Raw genomic sequence first — 26,758 nt, 5'->3', positions numbered from 1 at the left:
CATCCCTCCGAAGGATAGCCAGATGTCGGACACTTCCTCGAACCAGATGTGGGGCGGCCGCTTTGCCGCCGGACCGGATGCGATCATGGAGGCGATCAATGCCTCCATCGGGTTCGACAAGCGGCTGGCGGCGCAGGACATCGCCGGGTCGAGGGCCCATGCCGCCATGCTGGCCGCCACGGGCATCCTAAGTGATAGCGACGCCAAGGCGATCCGGGAAGGATTGCTCACGGTCTTGTCAGAGATCGAGGACGGGTCCTTCGAATTCTCCACCGCGCTGGAAGACATCCACATGAATGTCGAGGCGCGCCTGAAGGAGCTGATCGGCGACGCGGCAGGCCGGCTGCATACCGGGCGCTCGCGCAACGACCAGGTGGCCACCGATTTCCGCCTCTGGGTGCGCGACCAGCTGGACGCCGCCGATGCCGGGCTGGTCGCGCTGATCCGGGCGCTGCTGGCGCAGGCCGAGGCCGGGGCCGACTGGGTGATGCCCGGCTTCACCCATTTGCAGACCGCGCAGCCGGTGACCTGGGGCCATCACATGATGGCCTATGTCGAGATGTTCGGCCGCGACCTGTCGCGGGTGCGCGACGCGCGTGCCCGGATGAACGAAAGCCCGCTGGGTGCCGCGGCGCTGGCCGGCACCGGCTTTCCCGTGGATCGCGAGATGACAGCTCAGGCGCTGGGCTTCGACCGGCCCATGGCGAACTCGCTCGACGCCGTCTCGGCGCGCGATTTCGCGCTGGAATTCCTCTCGGTCGCCTCGATCAGCGCCATGCACCTGTCGCGCTTCGCCGAGGAGCTGGTGATCTGGTCCTCGGCCCAGTTCCGTTTCGTCACCCTGTCGGACCGTTTCTCCACCGGCTCCTCGATCATGCCGCAGAAGAAGAACCCCGACGCGGCCGAGCTGATCCGCGCCAAGATCGGCCGCATTTTCGGCGCCAACGTGGCGCTGATGATGGTGATGAAAGGTCTGCCCTTGGCCTATTCCAAGGACATGCAGGAGGACAAGGAACAGGTCTTCGACGCCGCCGACAACTGGATGCTGGCACTGGCCGCGATGGAGGGGATGGTGCGCGACATGTCGGCCAATACCTCCGCGCTCGAAGCGGCCGCCGCGGCCGGTTTCTCCACCGCGACCGATCTGGCAGACTGGCTCGTGCGCGAAACCGGGCTACCCTTCCGCGAGGCGCATCACGTGACCGGCAGCCTCGTGGCCATGGCCGAGCGCAAGGGATGCGACCTGTCCGAGCTCACGCTGGAGGAGATGGTATCGGTGAAGGACACGATCACGAACGATGTGTTCGACGTGCTGGGCGTGCACAACTCGGTCGCCTCGCGCACCAGCTACGGCGGCACCGCCCCGGCCCGCGTGCGGCAACAGGTGGCCCGCTGGAAGGAAATCCTGGAATGAGAGCGTTCGCCCTGCTTGCCATTCTCGCCCTCGCGGCCTGCGGCGCCGATGGCGAGCCCGAACGCCCCGAGAAGCCCGGCATCTCGATCACCGGGACGGCCGAGTTCGGGATCACCGGATGAGGCTGCGGCATCTCTGGCTCGCGCTCTCGCTCTGGGGCGCGGTGCACCCGATGTACTACTTCCTGTCCTACATGGCCGCCAATGGCTGGAGCCTGTCGCAGCTGATCGACGCTTGGTATGTGAATGACAGCACGCGCGGCCTGACCTGGGACCTGACCATCACCGCGGTGGTGCTCACACTGTGGATCCTGGCCGAGGTCGCGGTGCGCCGCAACTGGCCGGCCCTGCTGGCCATCCCGGCCACGTTCTGCATCGGGGTCAGCTGCGGCCTGCCGCTCTATCTCTGGTTCCGCTCCCGGCCCGTCTGACGGATTTGAGTATTTGTGAAAGAGAAGAAGCAGCAGGGCGTGTCAGGGTTTCTTCTCTTTGCAAATACTCCGGGGTTTGGGGCAGAGCCCCAATTCTGACCTTCCAAGCCGCGCGCAGCTGGGATAGGGCGACGCGGCGAGCGACCGGAGAGACGGGCCATGGATCATTTCCTCTATCGTGACGGCAGGCTGTTTGCCGAGGACGTGCCGGTGCACGAGATCGCGGTCGCCGTGGGCACACCATTCTACCTCTATTCCACCGCCACCCTGGTGCGCCATTTCCGACTGTTCGACGAGGCGTTGTCCTGGGGGCCGCATCTGGTCTGCTACGCGATGAAGGCGGCCTCGAACCAGGCGATCCTGAAGACGCTGGCCGCCGAGGGCGCAGGGATGGACGTGGTCTCGGGCGGGGAATATGCCCGCGCCCGCGCTGCCGGCGTGCCGGGGGAGCGGATCGTGTTTTCCGGGGTCGGCAAGACGGCCGAGGAAATTCGTGCGGCACTTGAGGGCGGGCTGCGGCAGTTCAATGTCGAGAGCGAACCCGAGCTGCGGGTGATCTCGCAGGTGGCGACGTCGCTGGGCGTGACGGCGCCGATCACCGTGCGGGTGAACCCGGACGTGGACGCCAAGACCCATGCCAAGATCGCCACCGGCAAGTCGGAGAACAAGTTCGGCATCCCGATCGCGCGCGCCCGCGACGTCTATGCCGAGGCGGCGCGCCTGCCGGGGATCAAGGTGGTGGGCATCGATGTGCATATCGGCAGCCAGCTGACGCAGCTGGAGCCTTTCGAGCTGGCCTATACCCGCGTGGCCGAGCTGACGGAGGCCTTGCGCGCAGACGGGCACGAGATCACGCGGCTGGACCTGGGCGGCGGGCTGGGCATTCCCTATGCGCGCTCGAACGAGGCACCGCCGCTGCCCACCGATTACGGCGCGTTGATCCGTCGGACCGTGGGGCATCTGGGTTGCGAGATCGAGATCGAGCCCGGCCGTCTGATCGTCGGCAATGCCGGGCTGCTGGTCAGCCGGGTGATCTACGTGAAACAGGGCGAGGGGCGCGACTTCCTGATTCTCGACGGCGCGATGAACGACCTGATCCGGCCGGCCATGTACGAGGCGCATCACGATATCGTGCCCGTGATCGAACCCGCGCCCGGGCAGGAGCTGGCGCCCTATGACATCGTGGGTCCGGTCTGCGAGAGCGGCGACACCTTTGCCAAGGGCCGCCCGATGCCGCCCCTGGCGGCCGGGGACCTGGTCGCTTTCCGTTCGGCCGGGGCCTATGGCGCGGTCATGGCAAGCGAGTACAACACCCGGCCGCTGGTGCCCGAGGTGCTGGTGCGGGGCGATCAATTCTCGGTCATTCGCAAGCGCCCGACCTTTGACGACATGATCAACCGCGATACCATCCCCGAATGGCTCTAGGTCGCGTGCGGCCCGGAGCGACCGGATAGGAGCGCGCCATGGCCGACCGACCGACCCTGACCCCCCGTTTGCGTGACAGGCTGGGCGAGACCCTGACCCTGACGCAGGTGGGGATGATCGCGGAGCGCGCCGCGCGTGCCTTCTGGCCGCTCTGGTCGGTTCTCTGCGTGGTGATGGGGGCTCTGCTGCTGGGCCTGCACGAGCTTGTCGCGGTCGAGACGGTCTGGGCCGTGGGTGGCGTGGCGCTGGTTGCGGCGCTGGTCCTTGCCGTCCGGGGCGCGCGGCGCTTTCGCTGGCCGCGCCGCCGCGCGGCGGTGGAGCGGGTGGACGCGACCCTGCCGGGCCGGCCTTTCCAGACGCTGCTCGACCGGCAGGCGGTGGGGGCAGGCGATGCCGCCTCGGCCGCCGTGTGGGAGGCGCATCGCGCCCGCATGACGAAACGTCTGGAATCGGCCCGCCCGGTGCCGCCCGATCTCGACCAGTCCCGCGCCGATCCCTTTGCGCTGCGCTATGCCGCGCTGCTGGTGCTGACCGTGGCGCTGATCTTCGGCTCGTTCATGCGGGTGGGCTCGGTCACCTCGATGGGGGCCGGGGGGCCGGATCTTGCGCAGGGCCCGTCCTGGGAGGGCTGGATGCAGCCGCCGGGCTATACCGGCCTGCCCTCGGTCTATCTCAACGACATCACGGCCCCGGCGCTGGACGTGCCGGAAGGCGCGCAGATCACGCTGCGCATGTATGGCGAGGTGGGCGCGCTCAGCGTCGACGAGAGCGTCTCGGGCCGGCCCGTCATGTCGGACGAGATGGCGCAGGAGACGGCGCAGGATTTTGAGGTGGTCCGCTCGGGCCAGCTGGCCGTGGATGGGCCCGGCGGGCGGGTCTGGCAAATCGCCATGATCCCAGACGACGCGCCGGAAGTGGCGCGCGGCGGCGGGATCGAGACAAGCTACGAGGGCGAGGCGCAGATTCCCTTCACCGCGGCGGATGACCATGGTGTCGTCGCCGGCGAGGCGCGCATCGTTCTGGCCCTGTCCGAGGTGGATCGCCGTTATGGCCGTGCCATTGCGCCCGAGCCGCGCGATGACCTGACCGTGGCGCTGCCGATGCCGGTGACCGGCGACCGGGCGGAATTCGAGGAATCGCTGGTGGCGAATTTCTCGCAGCATCCCTGGGCCAACCTGCCGGTGCGGCTGGAACTGAGCGTCGAGGATGCGCGCGGCCAGCGCGGACTGTCCGAGCCCGAGATCCTCGACCTGCCCGGGCGGCGCTTCTTCGACCCGCTGGCCGCGGCGGTGATCGAGCAGCGCCAGGCGCTGCTGTGGAACCGCGACAATGCGCCGATGATCGGGCAGGTGCTGCGCGCCCTGACCAACCGGCAGGGCGACCTGTTCCGCAGCGAGGTGCAGTACTTGCGCCTGCGCGGCCTGTTGCTGCGCATGGAGCGGCTGGCGCGCTACGGGCTGACCGATGAGCAGCAGGAGGCGCTGGCGCAAGCGCTCTGGGACCTTGCCATCGAGCTGGAGGAAGGCGACCTGCAGGATGCGCTGGAGCGGTTGCAACGGGCGCAGGACCGGCTGCAGGAGGCGATGCGCAACGGGGCGTCGGACCAGGAGATCGCCGAGCTGATGCAGGAGCTGCGCGAGGCGACGCAGGATTACCTGCGCCAGCTGGGCCGCCAGCAGCAACAGCAGGCCGAGCAGAACCCCGACATGCAGCAGCAGATGAACCCGCAGGACATGATGGAGATGTCCCAGGACGACCTGCAGCGCATGATGGACCGCATCCAGGAGCTGATGGAGCAGGGGCGCATGGCCGAGGCCATGGAGGCGCTGGAACAGCTGCGCCAGATGATGGAGAACATGCAGGTCACGCAAGGCCAGGGCCAGGGCGGGCAATCGCCCGGCGAGCAGGCCATGGAAGGGCTGGCCGATACGCTGCGCGAGCAGCAGGGCCTGTCCGACGAGGCGTTCCGCGACCTTCAGGAGCAGTTCAACCCCGGCCAGCAAGGGCAGGGGCAACAGGGCCAGCGCCAGCCCGGGCAGGGCCAGCCGGGCCAGCAGCCCGGACAGGGGCAGGGCGGCGAGCGCGGCGAACAGCCGGGCGGCGGCCAGTTGCTGGAAGAGAGCCTGGCCGACCGGCAGCGCGCCCTGCGCGACGAGCTGAATCGCCAGCGGCGCAACCTGCCGGGGCAGGGCTCGGAAGCGGGCGAGCGCGCCGGCGAGGCGCTGGGCCGGGCCGACGAGGCCATGGATGGCGCCGAACGCGCGCTGCGCGGCGGCGACCTGGCCGAGGCGATCGACCAGCAGAGCCGCGCCATGGAGGCGTTGCGCGAGGGCATGCGCAACCTTGGCGAGGCGATGAACGAGCAGCAACAGCAGCGCGCCGGCGAGCAGGGTTTTGCCGAGGGCGGCGATCCGCGCGAACAGCGCGACCCGCTGGGGCGCAACTCGGGCACGACGGGCCGGGTCGGCACCGACGAGGGGCTGCTGCAGGGCGAGGATGTCTATCGCCGGGCCGAGGAGCTTCTGGGCGAGCTGCGCAAGCGCTCGGGCGAGGCCGACCGCCCCGAGGTGGAGCGCGACTACCTCGAACGGCTGCTCGACCGGTTCTGAGCTGTCACGCGGTGCGGCTGCGCCGCGCAGGGTCTCTCGCCCCTTCCTTCGGGCCGGGGCTGCGGGGCTTGTGGCCTGCGTGACGCGACGTGCCGGGTGGCTGGGCGCGTGGCGAGCGGCGGGTGCCTCCGGCGGGAGTATTTCGGGAAAGATGAAAGGGCGGTCAGTCCCCGGGGTCGACGCGGCCGCGCAGGGATTTGACCTCGCCCCGGACCTTCTTGTCCTTCAGGCGGCGTTTCTTGGAGCCGAGCGTGGGGCGCGTGGGGATGCGGCGCTTGGGTTTCTCCAGCGCCCTGGTGATCAGCTCGGCCAGGCGGTCGCGGGCGATCTCGCGGTTGCGGGCCTGGCTGCGGGTCTCGTCGACCTGCAGGACGAGCGCGCCGTCGCGGGTCCAGCGGCGGCCGGCGAGCTTGCGCAGCCGCGCCTTGACCGGCCCGGGCAGGTTGGGTGAGCGCTCGGCCTCGAAGCGCAGCTCGACGGCGCTGGAGACCTTGTTGACATTCTGCCCGCCGGGGCCCGAGGCGCGGATGAACTGCTCGGTCAGTTCCCAATCCTCGATGGCGATGCGGTCATTGATCCTGAGCATGGGGTCCTCACGTGAAAAGGGCCGCCCGGTCAGGCGGCCCTTCGAGAATTCGGAGGCGGGGCCGGTTAGGCTCTGCCAATTCGGGGGCTGCGCCCTTGGGGCTGCCCTAGATCGCATGCTCCCGAACTGTTCCGACACCTTTCTCCAATGCTTCTCTCGACACTGGATCACCTCCTTTCAGCTGTTGAAAACGCAAGATCAAGGTGCCACGGCTGGCCCTGACCACAAAGCGTTTTCTGCACTCAGGCGAAAATTTGCCCGCCGCCTGCCCGCTTGACGATCAGCCGGAACGGGACCAGCGCGAGCAGGGCGAGGCTGAGCTTGACCAGCCAGTCGGCCAGCGCCAGCGACATCCAGAGCGGGGCCTGCGGCCCGGTGCCGAGCAGCGGCAAGGTCTCGTTTGCCCAGGACACGTCGTTGGAGGGCTCGAGCCCGCCCAGCGTGGCGGAGAAGGCGATGAAGAAGAACAGCGCGGTGTCGAGCGAGGAGCCGATCAGCGTCGAGGCCAGCGGGGCGCGCCACCAGGCGCCGGCGCGCAGCCGGTCGAAGATCGCCACGTCGAGCAGCTGGGCCGTCAGGAAGGCGAGACCCGAGCCAAGCGCGATGCGCAGCGTGACCGCGGGGTAGGTGAAGCCGTCGCCCTGCAGCATGATCTGCGTGCCGATCAGCGAGCAGATCACGCCGGTCACGAAACCGGCAAAGACCACGCGGCGTGCCGCGCGTGGCCCGTAGAGCCGGTTCATCAGGTCTGTGACGAGGAAGGCCAGCGGGTAGGTGAAGGCGCCCCAGGTCAGCCATTGGCCGAAGAGGAACTGGACGAGGATGTTGGAGGCCAGCACGATGGCGGCCATGGCAAGGATGCCGGGAAGGTATGTGCGTGTCATGGTGACCCGTTTTTGCAAGGTTGCGGGGACTTGGCCCGGTGGCGACCGGACGGCGTGTCGGTACAGGGCGCGGCGGCGCGGCGCAAGAGGCTCAGCGCGGCAGGCGGTACTCGACGAACTCGGTGCGTTGCAGGGCGCGGAAATTGTCGTCCGAAACCAGGGTCAGGCGCAGCGCGCCGGTCGGGTCCTGCCAGACCGCGATCCCTTCGAGATTGTCATGCCGCAATAGCGGCGTGGTGAGCAGGGTCTCTTCCTTTGCGACGCGGTCACCGTCAATCGTGAAGCGCCGGATGCGGGTGCGGAAGCCCAGCCCTGTGAAGGTCCGCTCCAGCAGGTAGAGCGCGCCGTCGGGGCCGAAATCGGCGCCCACGGGCAGGAAATTGCCGCTGCGGGACAGGGTGAAGGGCTGCTCCCAGCGCCCATCTGCGTAGCGCCAGACCGGGAAGGGGCGGCTGAGCGCGCCCGAGCGTTCGGGGATGGCAAAGAGCCGGCCCTGCGCGTCGATGGCCAGTGCCTCGAAGCCGGAATTGCCCTGCAGCCTGGTGAAGGCCTCGGGGCGGGCCAAGGGCGTGGCGGCGTCGAAATCGGGATAGGCCCAAACCCGGTGATCGCCCTCGAAGGAGATATAGGCGGTGCCGTCGCTGCCGGTGGCCAGCCCCTCGGAATCGCCGCGCCAGCCGGTCAGGGGCGTGCCGTCGGGACGGGTCAGCGGGGCCGGCGGGCCGGCTTCGATCCCGGTGATGGTGCCGTTCTCGCGCCGGAAGCGGCCGGTGATGCGGCCGCTGCGGTCGCTGATCACGGTGAAGCCGGTGCCGTCCTCGGTGACCTCGAGCCCCGAGAAGCCGCCCAGATCATGCGCCGCGGCGGGCCAGGTGTAGCTGCCCACATAGGCCGGCCCGCCCGTCAGCGCATCGGGCGCCGGGCCGGCATAGCAGGCGGGCATCAGCAGGCAGAGGGCCGCGAGGCGGCCCCAGAGCATCGGCACGGATCCGGTCCCTCAGTTCGCGGCGAGCACGTCGGCGCATTGCCGCGGCAGGTCGCCGAGGCGCAGCTCGCGCCGGGGCTGCGGGGCGGGCGCGTTGGGGTCGCGCGGCTTGGGCGGCGGCGGGTTTAGAATGTTGTCCACCCATTTCTGCGCATCGGCGCAGCCGTCGCCGGGCGGCGGCGCGGCCTGGTCGACGCAGCCGACAGCCCCCCGCGGACAGCTCAGCCGGACGTGGAAATGGTAGTGATGTCCCCACCAGGGCCGGATCTTGCGCAGCCAGGCGCGATCGCCCGTCTCGTCCTTGCACATGCGCACCTTGGCGCCGGGAAAGACGAAGATGCGGGCCACGCGCGGATCGCTGGCCGCGGCCTTGAGGATCTCGTGATGGGCGCGGGTCCAGTTGTTGTTGGTGAAGGCACCCGAGGAGCGGCGCGTGGAGATCGACGAGATGTTCTCGCGCGCGCGCTCGGACAGGGTCAGGTCATTGGCCGGCTTCATCCAGATATCGACATCGAGCCCGATCTGGTGGCTGCGATGCCCGGTCAGCATCGGCCCACCGCGCGGCTGGCTCATGTCGCCGATATAGAGCCCGTTCCAGCCGGGCTGCTGCGCGGCCTTGCGGCTGAGCTTCTGCACGTAGTCGATCAGTTCGGGATGGCCCCAGTTGCGGTTGCGGCCGAGCCGCATGGCCTGCCAGGTGGGCCCGGTCTCGGCCAGTTGCACGCCGCCGGCGAGGCAGCCCTTGGCATAGCCGCCGATCGGTGCCGCGCGCTGGGGCGAGCCGTCGCGCTGCGCGCCGAAGAGCTGCTTGGCCTCCTTCGAGGACAGCACCGGGTCCAGCGGGCGCGCATCGGGCATGCGGGCGCCGGATATGTCACGCGGGCCGCCGCCGCAGGCCGCAAGGGTGCCGATCAGGGCACAGAGAAACAGGGTACGGAACATTAGGCGCGATCTCCGAGTGGGTGCACCCAGCGTAGCAGAAACAGCCCGATCAAGAAAAGCGCGATGACGGGCAGGAAACCCAGCTGGATGCTCTGGGTCAGCACGGTGAACAGGGTGATCAGCGCCGGGGCGAGAAAGGCGGTGGCCCGGCCGGTCAGGGCGAAGAGGCCGAAATCCTCGGCCTCGCGGCCCGTGCGGCAATGCCGCGTCATCAACGAGCGCGAGGCGGAATAGAGGATGCCGCCCATGCCGCCAATCAGCGCGCCGCAGATAAAGAAGACCACGTCGGGCAGGGCCGAGCCCTCGGGCAGCGGCACGCCGAACAGGCTTTGCCGCGACATGCCCACGATCACGCAGCCCACCGCGACCAGCACCCAGATGCACAGGCGGATCACCGGTTTGGGGCCGTAGCGCGCATCGGCCTTGCCGCCCAGCCAACTGAGGATGGCCGCAGTGATCGCGGCGATGATGCCGAAGACGCCGATCTGGATGATGTCCCAGCCAAGCACGCGGCCGGCATAGATCCCTCCATAGGCATAGAGCGCGGTCAGCCCGTCGCGGTAGAACATCGAGCCCAGCAGGAAGGCGCGGGCCGAGGGGCGCGCCGCCACGTCGCGCAGGCTGGCCCAGAGCGTGGCCAGCACCACCGGGAAGGCCGGGCGCGCCCGGCCCGTGTCGGGCGGATCCTTGGTCCAGGCGAAGAAGGGGATCGAAAACAGTACGAACCACAGCGCGATGAAGGGGCCCACGAAGCGCGTGCCCTCGCGTGCCTCGGCATCGAGGCCGAAGGCGGGGTCGAGCCCGATCAGCGTGGTGCCGCCGTCATTCTCGGCGAAGAAGAGCAGCATCAGGAACAGCGCCAGCACCCCGCCCCAATAGCCGAAGGCCGCCGCGCTGCCGCTGATCTTGCCGACCTCGCTCCGGTCGCCAAGCGAGGGCAGGATCGCGTTGTTCAGGTTGAAGGCGGATTCCGAGGCGACGAAGCCGATCCAGAACAGCGCCAGCATCGGGTAGAGCGTGGCGCCGTCCGGTGTCAGCCCCCAGAGCGACAGCGCACAGAGCGCGGCGGTGGCCACGAAGACGATGAACCACGGCTTCTTGCGCCCCGAGGCATCGGCATAGGCGCCCAGGAACGGCGCCGAGAAGGCGATGACCAGACCCGCGACCGTCTGCGCCGCCGACCACAGGCTTTGCGCCTGCGCGCCGGCCTGCGCCATGTCCCCGGGGCCGGTGGCAAAGCGTTCGGCCGCGACCGAGGCGAAATAGGGCGCGAAGATGAAGGTCAGCCCCAGCGTGGCATAGGGCTGCTGGGCCCAGTCGAAGAACATCCAGCCCCAGACGCGTTGCCGCTTGCTCGGTTCACTCATGCCGGCCCCTTTTCTGCTCGCGCGATAGAACCCCGCGGGCCGCCCTGTGGCAAGGGCGGGGCCGGCATTATCACGCGGGCGTCACGTGCCGGCGCGTTCGGGCGGCCAGGGGCGCATGTCCTCGGCGGCGCTCCAGGCCGCGACCCAGTCGGGCAGGGCGGGCGACGCGGCGCCCGCGCGGCCCATGGCCTCCAGCACCCGCTCGGGCGGCACGATCCCGCCCGGCCCCGTCGCGGCGGAGCGCAGCACCGCCTGGTTGGCGCACTCGCCGTTCGACTTCCACATGCTGTGTTCGACATAGAGGAACCGCCGGTCCCAGCCGATCAGGCGCGAATGGATTTCGAGCCGGTCGAACATGCGCACCCGGCGGCGATAGCGGATGGCAAGCCCTGCCACCGTCATGCCCCAGCCCTCGCGCCGCAAGACGTCGGCCAGCCCGGTGCGCGCGGCCATCGGGATGCGCCCGAGATCATACAGCGTCAGCGTGCGGCCATTGTTCAGCTCGACCCACGGGTCCAGATCCCAGGGCCAGCAATAGTGATGCGAGACATGCGTGTCGAAGAGCCCGGCGGGCGGGCTGCGCCGGGCCTTGCGCAGGGCGTGGAACATCCGGATGAAAGGGTACATTCGCCACCTCCTTGTCCGTCCCGCGATGCTGCGCCGCGGCGCCCGCGTCAACCGCAACCTTGCGGCAGGCTTGCCCTTGGGGCATGCCGCGCTTAGGTGTGCGTCGACGCCATTATCGAAAGGCCCGCAAGATGCAGTCGCTGTTCCAGATCCTGATGCTGATCCTCGACATCGTCTGGTTCATTATCATCGCCCACGTGATCATGAGCTGGCTGATCAACTTCCAGGTGCTGAACCTGCGCCAGCCCATCGTGGCCCAGATCTGGGACGGGCTGAGCCGCATCCTCGAGCCGGCCTACAACAAGATCCGCCAGATCCTGCCGCCCACCGGCGGGCTGGACCTTGCGCCGCTGATCGCGCTGATCGTGGTCTTTGCGCTGCGGATCATCCTGCAGAACAACGCCGCGGTCTTCTTCTGACGGCGCCGTACCGCGCATCCTGTCGCAGCCGGGGGCCGGGGGCGGTTTTCCCCGGCAATGGGACTTGATTCACCGAATCTTGGTATGTGATTGTCCGGATCAGAGCAGATCTAGATAAATCGACAGGTTTCCCATGCCCCGCGATGCCGCGCCGGCCGAGGCGCTTCTCAAGGATATCTTCGGCTTCGACGCGTTCCGCCCGGGCCAGGGCGAGATCGTCGAGGCCGTGGCCGCGGGCGAGAACGTGCTGGCCATCATGCCCACCGGTGGTGGCAAGTCACTGTGCTTCCAGCTGCCCGCGCTGCTGCGGCCCGGGGTCACGGTGGTGATCTCGCCGCTGATCGCGCTGATGCGCGACCAGGTGCGCGGGCTGCGCGAGGCGGGGGTCGCCGCCGGCGCATTGACCAGCGGCAACACCCAGGAAGAAACCGACGCCGTCTGGGACATGCTGCGCGCGGGCGATTGCAAGCTGCTCTACCTTGCGCCCGAACGGCTGGCCAATGGCGGAACGCAGCGCATGCTGCATCAGGCGGGCGTGTCGCTGATCGCCGTGGACGAGGCGCATTGCGTCAGCCAGTGGGGCCATGATTTCCGCCCCGACTACCTGCGCATCGGCGAGCTGCGCCGCGCGCTGGACGTACCGCTGGCCGCCTTCACGGCCACGGCCGATCTGGACACCCGGGCCGAGATGGTCACCCGCCTGTTCGACGGCGCGGCGCCGCGCACCTTCCTGCGCGGCTTCGACCGGCCCAACATCCACCTCGCCTTCCAACCCAAAGACAGCCCGCGCAAGCAGGTCATGGCCTTTGCCGATGCGCGGCGCGGCCAGTCGGGCATCGTCTATTGCGGCACCCGCGCCAAGACCGAGGGGATCGCGCGCGCGCTGCGCGAGGACGGGCACAGCGCCTGTCACTATCATGGCGGGATGGAGGCGCAGGATCGTCGCGCGGTCGAGGAGCGCTTTGCCAACGAGGACGGGCTGATCGTGGTGGCGACCGTGGCCTTCGGCATGGGGGTCGACAAGCCCGACATCCGCTGGGTGGCGCATGCCGATCTGCCCAAGTCGATCGAGGCCTATTACCAGGAGATCGGCCGCGCCGGCCGCGACGGCGCCCCGGCCGAGACGCTGACCCTCTACGGACCCGAGGATATCCGCCTGCGCCGCTCCCAGATCGACGAGGGGCTGGCTCCGCCGGAGCGGCGCGCCGCCGATCACGGGCGGCTGAACGCGCTTCTGGGGCTGGCCGAGGCGCTGTCCTGCCGCCGCCAGAGCCTCTTGGCCTATTTCGACGAGGCCGCGCCGCCCTGCGGCAATTGCGATCTCTGCGACAGCCCGCCCGAGCTGTTCGACGGCACCGAGGCGGTGCGCAAGGCGCTGTCGGCGGCACTGCGCACGGGCGAGAGCTTTGGCGCCGGTCACCTGATCGACATCCTGCTCGGCCGCGAGACCGACAAGACGCGGCAGCGTGGCCATGAAAGCCTGCCCACGTTCGGCGTCGGCAAGGACCTTTCGCGCGGCCAGTGGCAGGCCGTGTTCCGCCAGATGATGGGCCGCGACCTGATGCGCCCCGATCCCGAGCGTCACGGCGCGCTGGTCATGACCGAGCGGGCCCGCCCCATCCTGCGCGGCGAGGAAAGCATCGAGCTGCGCCGCGACGTGCTGGCCCGCGCCTCGGAGCGCCGGCCGGCGGTGCGCGCGCTGGTCTCGGACGAGAACGCGCCGATGCTCTCGGCGCTCAAGGCCAAGCGCCGCGCGCTGGCCGAGGCCGCGCGCGTGCCGGCCTACGTGATCTTTCCCGACCGCACGCTGATCGAGATGGCCGAGACGCGCCCCGCCTCGCTGGACGACATGGCCCGCATCAGCGGCATCGGCGCCAAGAAGCTGGAGCGCTACGGCACCGCCTTCCTCGAGGTGCTGACCGGCGAGGGGGTCGAGGCCAGCCCAAGGCGCCGCAAGCTGGCGGCGCGCGGTGCGGGCTCGGTCTATGACGGGCTGATGCAGGCGCAGGCCGCGCTGCTGCGCGGCGCCGACGGCACGGAAAAGCCGCTCTCCTGCTCGGCGGCGCTGCTGGCGCGGCTGGCCGAGACGCGGCCGGACTCGCCCGAGACGGTCGAGCGGATCCTGGGAGAGCGGCGCGCCGAACGCTTCGGCGCGGCTTTTCTGGACGTTCTGCGCGCGGCGGACTAGGTCACCGCTGAACGCGGCGCGCCAAAGCGGGCGCCCACAGGACAGACGCAGACGAAAAAAGGGGCACGGGATGCTGGTTGTGATCTCTCCGGCGAAGAAGCTGGACTGGCAGGAACGCGATGTCGCGATGACGCAGCCCGAATTCGAGGCGGATGCGCAGCGGCTGGCGCGGACCATGCGCAACCTGACGCTGGGCGATCTCAAGGGGCTGATGTCGCTGAGCGACGACCTGGCCAAGCTGAACCGCGACCGGTTCCGCGCCTTCTCGGACACGCCCGGCGCCGAGGACCTGCGCCCCGCGGCGCTGGCCTTTGCCGGCGACACCTACCAAGGGCTCGAGGCGGGCTCGCTCGATCCCGAGGAGCTGGACTGGGCGCAGGGGCACCTGCGCATCCTGTCGGGGCTGTATGGCGTGCTGCGCCCGCTCGACGCGATCCAGGCCTACCGGCTGGAAATGGGCTCGCGGCTGAAGACGCGGCGCGGCGCCAACCTCTATGCCTATTGGGGCGACAGCCTGGCCAAGGCGCTGAACGCGCAGGCCGCGGAGGTGGGCGCGCGCGTGCTGGTCAACTGTGCCAGCCAGGAATATTTTGGCGCCGTGCCGCAGGAGGCGCTGGCCATGCCCGTGATCACGCCGCAATTCTACGAGGACGGCCCCAAGGGGCCGCGCATCGTCAGCTTCTACGCCAAGCGGGCCCGCGGCGCGATGGCGCGCTTCATCGTGCAGAACCGGCTGAACGATCCCGAGGCGCTGCAGGATTTCGACCTGGGCGGCTATGGCTATGCCGAGGACCTGTCGGCGCCGGGGCGGCCGGCCTTCCTGCGCCGCGCCGAGGCGCCCGTGTCATGAGGCCATCTGCGCCATGCGCTGCCCGCCATAGGTGGTGATCTTCTCGGCCAACTCGGCCTTGCGCAGCGGCTTGGTCAGGTAATCGTCCAGACCGGCGGTCAGCACCCCTTCACGGTCGCCGGCCATGGCATGCGCGGTCACCGCCACGATGGGCACATGCGGGCCATCGCCCTCGATGCGGCGGATCTCGCGCGTGGCCTGTTTGCCATCCATGCGCGGCATCGAGATGTCCATGAAGATCAGGTCGGGACGGCGGTCGCGGAAGGCCTCGACCGCCTCGATCCCGTTATTGGCGACCCGCAGCTCGATCGCGAATTCCTTGATCATCTTGCGAAAGACCAGCTGGTTGGTGCGGTTGTCCTCGGCCAGCAGCACGTCGAGCCGGGCCGGTTCTTCCGCCGCTTGCGGGTCGGGCGCGTCGGGCGCGGCGCTGTCGGGGACGGCGGGGGAGAGGCCGGGGCCCACGGCCTCCAGCGCGTCGAACAGCGCGCGCCGCGGCGCGGGTTTCTGCAGCACCGCCTGCACCTCGGCCCCGGGGCGGCGTTCGAGATGGCCGGGATTGTCGCAAAGCAGGATGACCGGGATCGCGGCCCCGGCCTGGCGCAGTTGCGCCACCAGGTCCTGGCCCGTCATGTCGGGCAGGTCCTGGTCGATCAGCACCACGTCCGGCGGCGGGTGCATGCGGTCCAGCGCCTCGGCGCCGGTGGTGCAGAAGGCGGTCTGCAGCCCGAGGATCGCCAGCTGCTTGGACAGGATCTGCCGGTTGGCGCCGTGATCGTCGACCACCAGCACCTGTTTCAGCGCCTCGGGCAACTGCGCGCTTTCATACTTGATCGGCTCGTCCGCGGGCAGCTGGATGCGCAGACCGAAACAGCTGCCGCGGCCGGGCTCGGACTCGACCCAGACCTCGCCCCCCATCAGCTCGACCAGCCGCCGCGTGATGGTCAGGCCCAGCCCGGTCCCCTCGAACTGGCGGTTGCGCTCATCCTCGACCTGGTTGAACTCGCCGAAGACGTGATCGACCTTGTCGGCCGGAATGCCGATGCCGGTATCCTCGACGGTGAGGTGGATCGAGGTGCCGCCGTCGCGTTCCATCACGCCGGTGACGCGGACCATGACATGGCCGTCCACGGTGAACTTGACCGCGTTGCCCAGCAGGTTGGTCAGGATCTGGCGGATGCGTCCGGGATCGCCCACGAACCGCGTGGGCAGGAACATGTCGTAATCCACCAGCAGCGCGATGTCCTTGTCGCGCGCCGAGGGTTGCAGCAGCATGACCACCTCGTGCACCGCGCGTTCCAGGTCGAAGGGTTCGGGATGCAGCTGCAGCTTGTCGGCCTCGATCTTGGAGTAGTCGAGGATGTCGTTGATGATGACCAGCAGCGCCTCGCCCGAGGAGCGGATCGTGTCGACATAAAGCGCCTGCTCCTCGGTCAGCTCTGTCTCGCGCATCAGGTCGGCCATGCCGACGACGCCGTTCATGGGGGTGCGGATCTCGTGGCTCATGTTGGCGAGGAAGGCGGACTTGGCGCGGTTGGCCGCCTCGGCCCGGATCATCGCCTCTTTCAGGCGGGCCTGGTCCTCCTTGGTCTGGGTGATGTCGATGCGCAGCCCGGCGCGACCGCCATCCGAGGTCTCGCGCTCGAAGACGCGGACCCAGCGGCCGTCATCCAGCTTCTGCTCCAGCTCGGTGCGCGGGATGCGGTGCTGCGCCAGCCGTTTCTCCAGCCACTCCTCCTCGCGCCCGATGGCATCGGCATATTGCCCGCGCTCCAGCCCGTAGCGCAGGATCTCCTCGAAGCTGGCGCCGGGCACCATCGCGGGCGCGCTCTGGCTGTAGAGCTGGCGGTAGGGTTCGTTGCACATCAGCAGCCGGTCCTCTGCGTCGAAGATCACGAACCCGTCGGGCAGCTCCTCGACCGCGGACCACATGCGCATCAGCTCGGTGATGTCGATTCCCAGCGAGACCACCCCGCCATCGGGCAGGTGCCGGTCCTGGAGCTTGACGAAGCGGCCGTTCCACAGGCGCAGCACCTCGTCGGGGATCGGGTCCGACTGCCAACGCGCCAGCATGCGCGCCGCCCAGTCGGGCCCGGCTTCGCCCTGCAGGTTCACGATCCCCTCTTCGACGAGCATCTGCAGCACGTGCGAATAGCTGGCCCCGGGGCCGATCGTCTCGAGCCCGTCGAAGACCGACAGGTAGGCGGGGTTGGCCAGTTCCAGCCGGCCCAAGGCGTCGAACATGGCAAAGCCGTCACGGATCGTCTGCAGCGCCTTGAGCAGTTGGTCGGTGACCACCTCGATCTGCTGGGTGGCCTGGCCCAGCTGGTGGCGCACGCGCAGGTTCTCGTCCCGGACGACGGCGACCTGGCTGCGGGTCTCCTTGATTTCGTGGCTGAGTTGCAGCGCGTGCTGGCCCAGCTTGCGGTTGGCCTCGAACAGCTCTGCCTGCTTCTGCGCAAGCAGGCGTTCCGCGGCAAGCCGCGCGCGCCGCTCCTCGGCCAGTTTGTCGGCAAGCTCCATGCCGGTCCTCCGCGATTCCGCGGCAGTTTTGCCCGGTTGTCGTGAACAAGGGTTTAAGGTTCGAATCCTTGTCACCCACGGGACCGCGTGGCAGCATGAAGACCATTGATCGGAAGGAGCTTTTGGATGCGTCGTTTTGTACTCGCCCTCGTCGCGGGCCTTGTCGCGGCGACCTCGGCCCCCGCACAGGATCCTGCACAGGATGTCGTGCCCGACCGGCGCCTCGTGGTCACGCGCGACGTGGATTTCTACGGCGCGGATCTGCAAACGCTCTTCGATACCACGCTGGAGGCCTGCCAGAGGGTTTGCCTGAACGACCCGGCCTGCCGGGCCTTCACCTTCAACAAGCGCTCGGCCGCGTGTTTCCCGAAATCCTCGGTCTCGGACCGGCAGGCTTATGAGGGCGCGATATCGGCCATCGTGGTCGAGGCCGGGGCCGAGCGGCTGGAGCTGGCGCAGACCCGGCGCGCCGAGCTGGACTTCCTGTCTGATAGAGACCTGCGCCGCGCGCGGGACGAGGCCGCGGCGCTGGCGGTGCGGCATGGCGGCGGGCAATGGTCGCCCGAGGCGCTGCTGAACGCCGCCGACGAGAACCGCGACCGCGGCAACCAGAGCGGCGCCATCCACTGGACCGGCGCGGCGCTGGCGCAGACCGATGACGGCGCGCATTGGCAGCAATATGCGGACTGGTCCATGGCCTATGTCGCGGACGCGCCCTCGAACCAGAAACGCCGCTACCGCACGCGGGCCTTTCTTGGCGCGATCAATGCCTACCTGCGGGCCGAGGGCGACGTGCCGCGGGTCGAGGCGCTCTTCACCCTGGCGCGGATGCTCGAAGCCGAGGGGCGCGGGCGCGACATGATCCCCGCGCTGCGGCTGGCCGAGCGGATCTCGGCTACGCCCGAGGTGACCGCGCTGCTGGACGAGGCCATCGGCAAGTACGGCTTTCGCATCCGCGAGCACGTGGTCGAGGCCGACAGTGCCGATCCGCGCATCTGTGCCGAGTTCTCGGAACCGCTGATCCGCGCCGGGCAGGATTACGCGCCCTATGTGCGGCTGCCCGACCCGCGGTTGGCCGTCAGCGCCGAGGAGCAGCGGATCTGCATCTCGGGCGTGGAACATGGCGGGCGCTACACGGTGACCTTCCGCTCGCGCCTGCCGGCCGAGAGCGGCGAAGAACTGGTGCGCGAGACCGAGATCACCGCCTACGTGCGCGACCGCGCGCCCTCGGTCTCGTTCCCCGGGCGGGCCTACGTGCTGCCGCGCACCGCCGATGCCGGCCTGCCGATCGAGACGGTGAACCTGTCCGAGGTGGAGCTGATCCTGCGCCGCGTGTCGGACCGCAACCTGATCCGCTCCATGCAGGACAACTATTTCGGCCGGCCGCTGAACCGCTACGACGAGAGCTATTTCGGCGAGGACATCGCCGAGGAGGTCTGGCGCGGCACCGGCGAGGTCGAGAACCGGCTGAACGCCGACATGCTGACCCGCCTGCCCATCGGCGAGGCGCTGGGCGATCTGCCCGCCGGGGTCTATGCGCTGACCGCAATCGAGCCGGGCGAGGGGCGTGACCGCGCGCGCGCGACGCAATGGTTCATCCTCTCCGATATCGGCCTGACCACGATGCAGGGCACCGACGGGCTGACCGTGGTCGCCCGCGACCTGGGTGATGCCGCGCCGATCGAGGGGCTCGAGGTCGAGCTGCTGGCTTCGGCCAACCGGGTGCTGGGCACCGCCACCACCGATGCCGCGGGGCTGGCGCGGTTCGATCCCGGCCTGCTGCGCGGCGATGCCGGCTCGGCCCCCGCGCTGGTGATCGCCAAGCGCGGCGAGACGGACATGGCCTTCCTGTCGCTGACCGACCCGGCCTTCGACCTGTCCGATCGCGGTGTCGCCGGGCGCGCGCCGGCCGGGCCGCTCGACACGTTCCTGACCACCGATCGCGGCGCCTACCGCGCGGGCGAGGTGATCCACGCCACCGCCCTGCTGCGCGATGCCAAGGCACGAGCGGTGCCCGACGTGCCGCTGATCGCCATCCTGTCGCGCCCCGACGGGGTCGAATATTCGCGCCATGTCTCGGATGGCGGGCGCGCGGGCGGGCATGTCTTTGCCCTGCCGGTGGCGGGGTCGGCCCCGCGCGGCACCTGGCGGCTGGCGGTCTTTGCCGATCCCGATGCCGAGGCGCTGGCCTCGCAGACCCTGCTGGTCGAGGATTTCGTTCCCGAGCGGATCGATTTCGACCTGTCGCTGCCCGACGGGCCGATCAACCCGCTGGCTCCGCCGCCGCTGTCGGTCGATGCGCGCTACCTGTTCGGCGCGCCGGGGGCCGACCTGTCGATCGAGGGCGAGCTGCAGCTGGCCACGCAGACCACGCTGGACAGCTTCCCGCGTTACAGCTTCGGGCGGCATGACGCGCGGCGTGCTGTGCGGACGGAGAGCTTTCCTGCCGATCTGGTGACCGATGCGCAGGGGCATGCCGCGCTGGACCTGCCGATGCCCGATCTCGACGCCGAGGGCCGCCCGATGCGCGCCCGCGTCACGCTGCGTCTGGCCGAGGCCTCGGGCCGCCCGGTCGAGCGCGAGATCACCCGCCCCGTCGCCGCGCCGGCGCCGATGATCGGCATCCGCCCGGCCTTTGAAGACGTGCTGCCCGAAGGGGCCGAGGCCGGGTTCGACCTGATCGCGCTGGGCCCGGACCTGCAGCCGCAGGCGATGGAGGTCAGCTGGCAGATCAACCGGGTGCGCACGCGCTACCAGTGGTACCAGCAATATGGCAGCTGGTACTGGGAGCCGATGACCACCCGCACCACCGTCGCCCGCGGCACCGGCACGCTGGGCGAGACGCCGCTGCGCGTCGCGGGCGACGTGGACTGGGGCGCCTACGAGATCGTGGTCGAGCGCACCGACGGCGCCTATGTCGCCGCCTCGGCCGCCTTCTCGGCCGGCTGGTACGCACCGGCGGACGCGACGGAGTCGCCCGACATGCTGGAGCTGTCGCTGGATGCCGAGGCCTATGCGCCGGGCGACACCGCCACGCTGCGCATGGTGCCGCGCTACGCAGGCCGCGCGCTGGTGACGGTGATGGCCGACCGCGTGATCTCGATGCAGACGGTCGAGGTGCCCGAGGGCGAGACCACCTTGGCGCTGCCCGTGACCGAGGAATGGGGCGCGGGCGTCTATGTCACCGCGCAGGTGATCCGGCCGATGGACCTGGCGCAGGGCCAGAACCCGGCCCGCGCGCTGGGTCTGGCCCATGCCGCGGTGGATCCGGGCGAGCGCAAGCTCTCGGTCAGCTTCGATGCGCCCGCCGAGGCCGCCCCGCGCCAGACGCTGCGCGCCGCGGTGCAGATCGACGGGCTGGGCGAGGGCGATCAGGCCCATGTGACCGTGGCCGCGGTCGATCTGGGGATCCTCAACCTGACCGGTTTCGACAGCCCCGATCCCTCTGGGTATTATTTCGGCCAGCGCCGGCTGGGGGTCGAGATCCGCGACATTTATGGTCGGCTGATCGACGGCATGAACGGCGCGATGGGCACGATCCGCTCGGGCGGGGATGGTGGGGCCGGGATGCGCCTGCAAAGCCCGCCGCCGACCGAGGAACTGGTCGCCTTCTTCGAGGGGCCGGTCACGGTGGATGCCTCCGGCCGGGCCGAGCTGGCCTTCGACATGCCCGATTTCAACGGCACGGTGCGGCTGATGGCCGTGGCCTGGTCCGACAGCGCCGTGGGCGGGGCCGAGGCCGAAGTGCTGGTGCGCGACCCGGTGGTGCTGACGGCCGCGATGCCGCGATTCCTGGCCCCCGGGGATGACAGCCGCCTGCACCTGGAGCTGACCCATGCCAAGGGACCGGGCGGGACGATGCCGCTGGAGGTGACGGCCACGGGCGTGACGCTCGACACCGGCGCGCTGCCCGAGGCGGTCACGCTGGAGGCCGGCGGCAAGCTGGCCTTCGACCTGCCGCTGACCGCCGGGGCCGAGGGCGACCACGCGATCGAGATCGCGCTGACCACGCCGGACGGGCAGCGCCTGACCAAGTCGCTGACGCTGGGCGTGCGCGCCAACGATCCCGCCATCGGCACGACGCGGCGCCTGTCGCTTGCCCCGGGCCAGAGCCTGACGCTGGATCGCGAGATCTTTGCCGGGTTCCGCGAGGGCGGCGCCAGCGCGCTGGTCTCGGCCGGGCCGCTGGCGCGGTTCGATGCGCCCGGGCTGCTGGCCGCGCTCGACCGCTACCCCTATGGCTGCACCGAGCAGGTGACCTCGCAGGCGCTGCCGCTGCTCTACATGTCCGCGATCACCGAGCCGCTGGGCCTGGGCGGCAAGGACCGGATGGACCTGCGCGTCGCGCAGTCGATCACGCAGATCCTCGCGCGGCAGGCGCCGAACGGGGCCTTCGGGCTCTGGGGCGCCTATTCGGGGGATTTCTGGCTGGACGCCTATGTCAGCGATTTCCTGTCCCGCGCGCGCGCCGCCGGGCATGACGTGCCGGGGCCTGCCTTCCAGAACGCCATGGACAACCTGAAGAACCGCATCGCCTATGCCCCCGATTTCGACACGGGGGGCGAGGATATCGCCTATGCGCTGCTGGTGCTGGCGCGCGAGGGCGCCGCGGCGATGGGGGATCTGCGCTATTATGCCGACGAGAAGGCCGACGCGCTGTCGACCCCGCTGGCGCAGGCGCAGCTGGGCGCGGCACTGGCCATGTATGGCGACCAGCCGCGCGCCGATGCCCTGTTCCGCAAGGCGGCCAACCGCCTTGCCGCGCGCGGCACGCCCGACGCGCAGGTCTACCGCGCCGATTACGGCAGCCGGCTGCGCGATGCCGCGGGCGTACTGTCTCTGGCGGTCGAGGCGCGCTCCAACGCCGTCGAGACCGAGGCGCTGGTGCAGCGCATCTCTTCGGCGACGCGGCCGCTCTCGACGCAGGAGCAGGCCTGGGCGCTGCTGGCCGCGCATGCCATGGTGCAGGACCCGTCGGTCTCGGGGCTGGAGCTGGAGGGCGAGGCGCTGACCGGGCCCTTCGTGCGGCGCCTGCAGGCCGCGGGGCTGGAGCCGATGACCCTGACCAATACCGGCCAGGGTCCCACGCCGGTCACGCTGACCACGCTGGGCCAGCCCGAGGGCAATATCGAGGCGACGGGCTATGGCTACGCGCTGGAGCGGGCCTATTACACGATGGAGGGCGAGGCGGTCGATGGCCCCGTGGCCGCTGGCACGCGGCTGGTCGCGGTGCTGACTGTGCGCCCGGCCGAGGAGGCCCGCGCCCGGCTGATCGTCGATGACGCGCTGCCTGCCGGGTTCGAGATCGACAACCCCAACCTGCTGCGCGCCGGCGACCTGCGGGCGCTGGACTGGCTGGAGCCCGCCCGGGCGGAACATGCCGAGTTCCGCACCGACCGCTTCATCGCCGCGGTGGACCAGTCTGGCGATGACCCGATCCGGCTGGCCTATGTGCTGCGCGCCGTCTCGCCCGGCACCTTCCACCACCCGGCCGCGCTGGTCGAGGACATGTACCGCCCCGAATACCGCGCCACCACGGCCTCGGGATCCGTGACGATCACCCCATGAGTGGCGAGACGATCGCCACCATGCAATGGCGCGCGCTGGACCGCGATGGCGAGGACAAGTGCCGCCTTGCGCGGCTGGGCGCGGGCTGGATGCTGGTGGGCCATGCCCGGTTCCGCGACGGGACGGGCTGGGCCGCGCTCGATTACGTGGTGCGCACGGATGGCGACTGGCGCACCACCAGCGCCGACATCTCGGGCGAATATGGCGGTGGCGCGGTGGGCTGGCGTCTGCTGCGCGACCCGACCGGTACGTGGCAGCTGAACGACACGGCCCAGCCTCAGCTGGACGGGGCCGAGGACGTGGACCTGGGCTTTACCCCGGCCACCAACCTGATGCCGCTGCGCCGCCTGCCCGAGGTCGGCCGCCTGTCCACCCGCGCCGCCTGGCTGCGCCTGCCGGGCCCGCAGGTCGGGATCCTGACCCAGAGCTACACGCGCGAGCGCGGCGGGCTAGTGGCCTACGAGGCGCGGGAAAGCGGTTACCGGACGCATCTCGCCGTGGATGCGCAAGGCTTCGTCACCACCTATCCGGGCCTCTGGGAGGCGGCGTCGTGACACGGCTGGTCGCGCTGGTGCTGCTGCTGTGGTGCGTGGCATTCGTCCGCGACCGCACCGAAGACTGGATCGCCGCGACCGAGATCCCGGTGCTGGTCCACGCCACCTCGCCCGAGATCCGCGACCGCGACGGCACGTTGCTGCGCGCCTACACGATCGAGGACGGGATCTGGCGCATGGCGCTGTCGCCCGACCAGGTCGATCCGCTCTTCTACGAGATGCTGATCGCCTACGAGGACAAGCGCTTCCGCAGCCATGCCGGGGTCGATCCCGTGGCGACGCTGCGCGCGGCTTTCCAGGCTCTGCGCCACGGGCGGATCGTCTCGGGCGCCTCGACCCTGACCATGCAGGTGGCGCGCCTGCTCGAGGATGGCAGCACCGGGCGCTGGGACGGCAAGCTGCGCCAGATGCGGCTCGCGCTCGCGCTGGAGGGGCGGCTGGACAAGGACGAGATCCTCGCCCTCTACCTGCAGCTGGCACCCTATGGTGGCAATATCGAGGGGCTGCGCGCCGCCGCGCTGGTCTGGCTGGGCAAGGAGCCCGCGCGCCTCACCCCGGCCGAGGCGGCGCTGCTGGTCGCCCTGCCGCAGGCGCCTGAGAGCCGCCGCCCCGACCGCCACCCCGAGGCCGCGCGGCAAGCGCGCAACCGGGTGCTGCTGCGCATGGCGCGCGACGGGGTGATCCCGCTTTCGGCCGCGTGCTCCGACCAGCTCGACCCGGCGCCGCTCGGCCGCCAGCCCATGCCGCAGCTGGCCCCCCACATGGCCGACCGCGCGCTGGCGCTGGGCCCGGGCCGGCACGACCTGACGCTTTCGGCCGAGCTGCAGCGCAGCATGGAGGACCTCGCCCGCCGCGCCATGCAGGGGCGCGATCCGCGGCTCTCCATGGCCATCGTGCTGGCCGACCACCAGAGCGGCGAGATCCTCGCCTCGGTCGGCTCGCCCGACTATACCGCGACGCTGGGGCAGGGCTTCGTCGACATGACGACGGCGCAGCGCTCGCCCGGATCGACGCTGAAACCACTGGTCTACGCGCTGGCCTTCGAACGCGGGCTGGCCCATCCCGAAACGCTGATCCTCGACACGCCGGTGCAGTTCGGCAGCTACGCGCCGGGCAATTTCGACGGCACCTACCGGGGCGAGCTGCCGGTCCGCCGCGCGCTGCAACTGTCGCTGAACATCCCCGTGGTCCGCCTGACCGAGGCGCTGGGCCCGGCGCACCTGATGGCCGCGCTGCGGGAGAGCGGGGTGCAGCCCGGGCTGCAGGGCGGCGCCCCGGGACTGGCGCTGAGCCTTGGCGGGGTTGGCGTGACGCTGGAAGAAATGGTGCAGCTCTATGCCATGATGGCCCGCGGCGGCGAGGCCCTGCCCCTGCGCTGGCGCCAAGCCGATCCGGCCGGCCACCCATCCCGCGTTCTCGACAGGGCCGCGTCCTGGCAGGTGGGCAAGATCCTCTCCGACCTGGCCCCACCGCCCGCCGCAGGAAGACCCGGCCGCGTGGCCTACAAGACCGGCACCTCCTACGGGCATCGCGATGCCTGGACGCTGGGTTGGGACGGGCAGCACGTGGCCGGGGTCTGGATCGGACGCCCGGACGGCACGCCGGTGCCGGGCGCCTTCGGCGGCGACCTCGCCGCGCCGCTCCTCTTCGAGGCGCTGGGCCGTGCCCGGCTGCGTCCCGCGCCGCTGCCGCCGCCCCCGCCCGAGACGCTGATCGTCAGCCACCCGCAGCTGCCCGAGCCGCTGAAGCGCTTCGGCCTGCGGGACGCGACCCCGGCCCTGCAGCTGACCTTCCCGCCCGCAGGCGCCCGTCTGCAGGCCGATGGTGCGGGCATTCCCGTCAAGCTGCGCGGCGGCACGCCGCCCTACACGCTTCTGGCCGATGGGGCGGTGCTCGCCACGGGACTGCGCCGCCCGGAATTCCTCGCCCCGCTGCCCGGCCGCGGCTTCACGACCCTCTCGGTGGTCGATTCCGCCGGGCAGGCCGGCCGGGTGTCGATCGAGCTCCGCTGACCGAACCGACGCGCCTGCGGGACGCGAGGCAGTGAGTATTTTCGGAAAGATGAAAGACTGTTCCTGTCTCTTTCATCTTTCTCCAAATACTCATCACAGGCGTCGACATCCCGCGCGACGGGACGGAGCGGCGCGTCAGACGCGTTCGATTGCCAACGCGATGCCTTGGCCGCCGCCGATGCACATGGTGATCAGCGCCTTGCGTCCGCCGATGCGCTCCAGCTCGTAGAGCGCCTTGACGGTGATGATCGCGCCCGTGGCGCCGACGGGGTGGCCGAGCGCGATGGCGCCGCCATTGGGGTTCACCTTTGCCGGATCGAGGCCGAGCCCCTTGTTGACCGCAAGCGCCTGCGCGGCGAAGGCCTCGTTCGATTCGATCACGTCGAAATCACCCACACCCAGCCCCGTGCGCTTGAGCAGCGCCTCGACCGCCGGGACCGGGCCGATGCCCATTACCTCGGGGCGCACGCCGGCATGGGCATAGCCCAGCACCCGGGCGCGCGGGGTCAGGCCCGCCTTCTCGGCGGCCTCGCCACGGGCCAGCACCAGCGCCGCGGCGCCGTCATTGATGCCCGAGGCGTTGCCTGCCGTCACGGTGCCGTCCTTGCGGAAGACGGTGCGCAGCCCGGCCAGTGCCTCGGCGGTGGTGGCCTTGGGGTGTTCGTCCACCTCGAAAGGCACCATGTCGCGCTTCACGCGCACCTCGACCGGCGTGATCTGCTCGGCAAAGCGGCCCTCCTCGATGGCGCGGGCGGCGCGGGTCTGGCTTTCCAGCGCAAAGGCGTCCTGCGCCTCGCGGGTGATGTCATGCTCATCCGAGACATTCTCGGCCGTGACCCCCATGTGGCCGGTGCCGAACGGGCAGTTGAGCGCGCCCAGCATCATGTCCAGCGTGCGCACATCGCCCATCTTGGCGCCCCAGCGCTGGTCGGGGATGATGAAGGGCGCGCGTGACATGCTCTCGGCGCCACCGGCCAGCGCGAAATCGCAATCGCCCAGCGCGAGGTTCTGGACCGCCGAGACGATGGCCTGCGCGCCCGAGCCGCAGAGCCGGTTCACGTTCATCGCGGGCGTCGTCTCGGGCACGCCGGCCTGCATCGCGGCGACGCGGGACAGGTACATGTCGCGCGGCTCGGTGTTGATGACATGGCCGAAGGTGACATGGCCGATCTGGCCACCCTCGACCCCGGCGCGCTCCAGCGCGGCTTTCGCGGCGGCCGCGCCCAGGTCGATCGGCGGCGTGCCGGCCAGGCGGCCGCCGAACGTACCGATGGCGGTGCGTGCCCCGCCCAGAATGACGATCTCGTCTGTCATGTCACTGTCCTCCTCGACTCGATGATCGGCGCCACTATGCGCCGCCCGCGCAGGGCTTGTC

19 protein-coding genes are annotated in these 26,758 nt (G+C 70.1%); 11 read left to right on the top strand and 8 right to left on the bottom strand.

The window, feature by feature from the left end; all coding sequences use genetic code 11:
* The first annotated feature begins 22 nt into the window (after window positions 1-22).
* From argH to AVJ23_RS11690, 5 genes are all read left to right on the top strand, one after another.
* On the top strand, window positions 23-1,414 hold the full coding sequence (gene argH / locus AVJ23_RS11705; protein WP_058862376.1) for an argininosuccinate lyase: 1,392 nt from the start codon (window positions 23-25) through the stop codon (window positions 1,412-1,414).
* The gene (locus AVJ23_RS23485; protein ID WP_276203213.1) at window positions 1,411-1,536 is read left to right on the top strand and encodes a hypothetical protein; all 126 of its coding nucleotides are present in this window, start codon (window positions 1,411-1,413) and stop codon (window positions 1,534-1,536) included. Before argH ends, AVJ23_RS23485 begins: the two co-directional genes overlap by 4 nt.
* On the top strand, window positions 1,533-1,844 hold the full coding sequence (locus AVJ23_RS11700) for a DUF2834 domain-containing protein (protein WP_058862375.1): 312 nt from the start codon (window positions 1,533-1,535) through the stop codon (window positions 1,842-1,844). The genes AVJ23_RS23485 and AVJ23_RS11700 overlap by 4 nt, the downstream gene beginning before the upstream one ends.
* Before the next feature lie 159 nt (window positions 1,845-2,003).
* Complete coding sequence (gene lysA / locus AVJ23_RS11695) at window positions 2,004-3,269, top strand: diaminopimelate decarboxylase (protein ID WP_058862374.1); 1,266 nt, start codon at window positions 2,004-2,006, stop codon at window positions 3,267-3,269.
* Between the two features lie 38 nt (window positions 3,270-3,307).
* Window positions 3,308-5,878, top strand: coding sequence for a TIGR02302 family protein (locus AVJ23_RS11690; RefSeq protein ID WP_058862373.1), 2,571 nt, complete (start codon window positions 3,308-3,310; stop codon window positions 5,876-5,878).
* Window positions 5,879-6,041: 163 nt separating this feature from the next.
* On the opposite strand, the gene arfB is transcribed toward AVJ23_RS11690, so the two are convergent.
* The 6 genes from arfB to AVJ23_RS11660 all read right to left on the bottom strand — a co-directional run bounded on the left by arfB (window position 6,042) and on the right by AVJ23_RS11660 (window position 11,269).
* Window positions 6,042-6,464 carry an alternative ribosome rescue aminoacyl-tRNA hydrolase ArfB gene (gene arfB / locus AVJ23_RS11685; RefSeq protein ID WP_058862372.1) on the bottom strand — a complete coding sequence of 141 codons (423 nt, stop codon included), beginning with the start codon at window positions 6,462-6,464 and terminating at the stop codon, window positions 6,042-6,044.
* A 242-nt stretch (window positions 6,465-6,706) separates the two neighbouring features.
* Window positions 6,707-7,348 (bottom strand): queuosine precursor transporter, encoded by a 642-nt coding sequence (locus AVJ23_RS11680; RefSeq protein ID WP_058862371.1) that lies wholly within the window; start codon window positions 7,346-7,348, stop codon window positions 6,707-6,709.
* A gap of 91 nt (window positions 7,349-7,439) precedes the next feature.
* A complete protein-coding gene (locus tag AVJ23_RS11675; protein ID WP_240484633.1) occupies window positions 7,440-8,327 on the bottom strand; it encodes an esterase-like activity of phytase family protein in 888 nt (295 codons plus the stop codon).
* Between the two features lie 18 nt (window positions 8,328-8,345).
* Entirely contained in the window at window positions 8,346-9,275 is a 930-nt protein-coding gene (mepA, locus tag AVJ23_RS11670) for a penicillin-insensitive murein endopeptidase (protein WP_058862370.1), read from the bottom strand.
* Window positions 9,275-10,642 carry an MFS transporter gene (locus AVJ23_RS11665; protein ID WP_058862369.1) on the bottom strand — a complete coding sequence of 456 codons (1,368 nt, stop codon included), beginning with the start codon at window positions 10,640-10,642 and terminating at the stop codon, window positions 9,275-9,277. The genes mepA and AVJ23_RS11665 overlap by 1 nt, the downstream gene beginning before the upstream one ends.
* An 81-nt stretch (window positions 10,643-10,723) precedes the next feature.
* Window positions 10,724-11,269 carry an acyl-CoA thioesterase gene (locus tag AVJ23_RS11660; protein ID WP_058862368.1) on the bottom strand — a complete coding sequence of 182 codons (546 nt, stop codon included), beginning with the start codon at window positions 11,267-11,269 and terminating at the stop codon, window positions 10,724-10,726.
* A gap of 131 nt (window positions 11,270-11,400) precedes the next feature.
* On the opposite strand from AVJ23_RS11660, the gene AVJ23_RS11655 reads away from it, so the two are divergent.
* The 3 genes from AVJ23_RS11655 (at window position 11,401) to yaaA (ending at window position 14,726) form a co-directional block, all read left to right on the top strand.
* The gene (locus tag AVJ23_RS11655; protein WP_058862367.1) at window positions 11,401-11,688 is read left to right on the top strand and encodes a YggT family protein; all 288 of its coding nucleotides are present in this window, start codon (window positions 11,401-11,403) and stop codon (window positions 11,686-11,688) included.
* A 133-nt stretch (window positions 11,689-11,821) separates the two neighbouring features.
* Window positions 11,822-13,876, top strand: coding sequence for a DNA helicase RecQ (recQ, locus tag AVJ23_RS11650; RefSeq protein ID WP_058862366.1), 2,055 nt, complete (start codon window positions 11,822-11,824; stop codon window positions 13,874-13,876).
* A 70-nt stretch (window positions 13,877-13,946) separates the two neighbouring features.
* Complete coding sequence (gene yaaA / locus AVJ23_RS11645; protein ID WP_058862365.1) at window positions 13,947-14,726, top strand: peroxide stress protein YaaA; 780 nt, start codon at window positions 13,947-13,949, stop codon at window positions 14,724-14,726.
* On the opposite strand, the gene AVJ23_RS11640 is transcribed toward yaaA, so the two are convergent.
* Window positions 14,721-17,249, bottom strand: a complete 2,529-nt coding sequence (locus tag AVJ23_RS11640) for a hybrid sensor histidine kinase/response regulator (protein WP_058862364.1) — start codon at window positions 17,247-17,249, stop codon at window positions 14,721-14,723. The genes yaaA and AVJ23_RS11640 overlap by 6 nt on opposite strands.
* Before the next feature lie 126 nt (window positions 17,250-17,375).
* Between AVJ23_RS11640 and AVJ23_RS11635 the strand changes: the two genes are divergently transcribed.
* Genes AVJ23_RS11635 through pbpC form a run of 3 tightly spaced genes read left to right on the top strand, consistent with a single transcriptional unit; the run spans window position 17,376 to window position 25,383 of the window.
* On the top strand, window positions 17,376-22,817 hold the full coding sequence (locus AVJ23_RS11635) for an alpha-2-macroglobulin family protein (protein WP_058862363.1): 5,442 nt from the start codon (window positions 17,376-17,378) through the stop codon (window positions 22,815-22,817).
* On the top strand, window positions 22,814-23,371 hold the full coding sequence (locus AVJ23_RS23340) for a putative glycolipid-binding domain-containing protein (protein WP_058862362.1): 558 nt from the start codon (window positions 22,814-22,816) through the stop codon (window positions 23,369-23,371). Before AVJ23_RS11635 ends, AVJ23_RS23340 begins: the two co-directional genes overlap by 4 nt.
* Window positions 23,368-25,383 carry a penicillin-binding protein 1C gene (gene pbpC / locus AVJ23_RS11625; protein ID WP_058862361.1) on the top strand — a complete coding sequence of 672 codons (2,016 nt, stop codon included), beginning with the start codon at window positions 23,368-23,370 and terminating at the stop codon, window positions 25,381-25,383. Before AVJ23_RS23340 ends, pbpC begins: the two co-directional genes overlap by 4 nt.
* 135 nt (window positions 25,384-25,518) lie before the next feature.
* Here the strand turns inward: pbpC and AVJ23_RS11620 are convergent, their stop codons facing one another.
* On the bottom strand, window positions 25,519-26,697 hold the full coding sequence (locus AVJ23_RS11620) for an acetyl-CoA C-acyltransferase family protein (RefSeq protein WP_058862360.1): 1,179 nt from the start codon (window positions 26,695-26,697) through the stop codon (window positions 25,519-25,521).
* Window positions 26,698-26,758 lie beyond the last annotated feature (61 nt).

Source organism: Pseudoponticoccus marisrubri, assembly GCF_001482405.1.
In the GTDB taxonomy this organism is placed as follows: Bacteria; Pseudomonadota; Alphaproteobacteria; order Rhodobacterales; family Rhodobacteraceae; genus Pseudoponticoccus; species Pseudoponticoccus marisrubri.
This window is presented reverse-complemented; position numbering and strand designations above follow the sequence as displayed.

Coding starts and splice junctions, on each gene's coding strand:
- AVJ23_RS11700 (WP_058862375.1), top strand. CDS start 1,533: ATGAGGCTGCGGCATCTCTGGCTCGCGCTCTCGCTCTGGGGCGCGGTG.
- AVJ23_RS11660 (WP_058862368.1), bottom strand. CDS start 11,269: ATGTACCCTTTCATCCGGATGTTCCACGCCCTGCGCAAGGCCCGGCGC.
- AVJ23_RS23340 (WP_058862362.1), top strand. CDS start 22,814: ATGAGTGGCGAGACGATCGCCACCATGCAATGGCGCGCGCTGGACCGC.
- AVJ23_RS23485 (WP_276203213.1), top strand. CDS start 1,411: ATGAGAGCGTTCGCCCTGCTTGCCATTCTCGCCCTCGCGGCCTGCGGC.
- argH (WP_058862376.1), top strand. CDS start 23: ATGTCGGACACTTCCTCGAACCAGATGTGGGGCGGCCGCTTTGCCGCC.
- AVJ23_RS11640 (WP_058862364.1), bottom strand. CDS start 17,249: ATGGAGCTTGCCGACAAACTGGCCGAGGAGCGGCGCGCGCGGCTTGCC.
- yaaA (WP_058862365.1), top strand. CDS start 13,947: ATGCTGGTTGTGATCTCTCCGGCGAAGAAGCTGGACTGGCAGGAACGC.
- AVJ23_RS11675 (WP_240484633.1), bottom strand. CDS start 8,327: ATGCTCTGGGGCCGCCTCGCGGCCCTCTGCCTGCTGATGCCCGCCTGC.
- lysA (WP_058862374.1), top strand. CDS start 2,004: ATGGATCATTTCCTCTATCGTGACGGCAGGCTGTTTGCCGAGGACGTG.
- AVJ23_RS11680 (WP_058862371.1), bottom strand. CDS start 7,348: ATGACACGCACATACCTTCCCGGCATCCTTGCCATGGCCGCCATCGTG.
- AVJ23_RS11620 (WP_058862360.1), bottom strand. CDS start 26,697: ATGACAGACGAGATCGTCATTCTGGGCGGGGCACGCACCGCCATCGGT.
- mepA (WP_058862370.1), bottom strand. CDS start 9,275: ATGTTCCGTACCCTGTTTCTCTGTGCCCTGATCGGCACCCTTGCGGCC.
- arfB (WP_058862372.1), bottom strand. CDS start 6,464: ATGCTCAGGATCAATGACCGCATCGCCATCGAGGATTGGGAACTGACC.
- recQ (WP_058862366.1), top strand. CDS start 11,822: ATGCCCCGCGATGCCGCGCCGGCCGAGGCGCTTCTCAAGGATATCTTC.
- AVJ23_RS11655 (WP_058862367.1), top strand. CDS start 11,401: ATGCAGTCGCTGTTCCAGATCCTGATGCTGATCCTCGACATCGTCTGG.
- AVJ23_RS11635 (WP_058862363.1), top strand. CDS start 17,376: ATGCGTCGTTTTGTACTCGCCCTCGTCGCGGGCCTTGTCGCGGCGACC.
- AVJ23_RS11665 (WP_058862369.1), bottom strand. CDS start 10,642: ATGAGTGAACCGAGCAAGCGGCAACGCGTCTGGGGCTGGATGTTCTTC.
- AVJ23_RS11690 (WP_058862373.1), top strand. CDS start 3,308: ATGGCCGACCGACCGACCCTGACCCCCCGTTTGCGTGACAGGCTGGGC.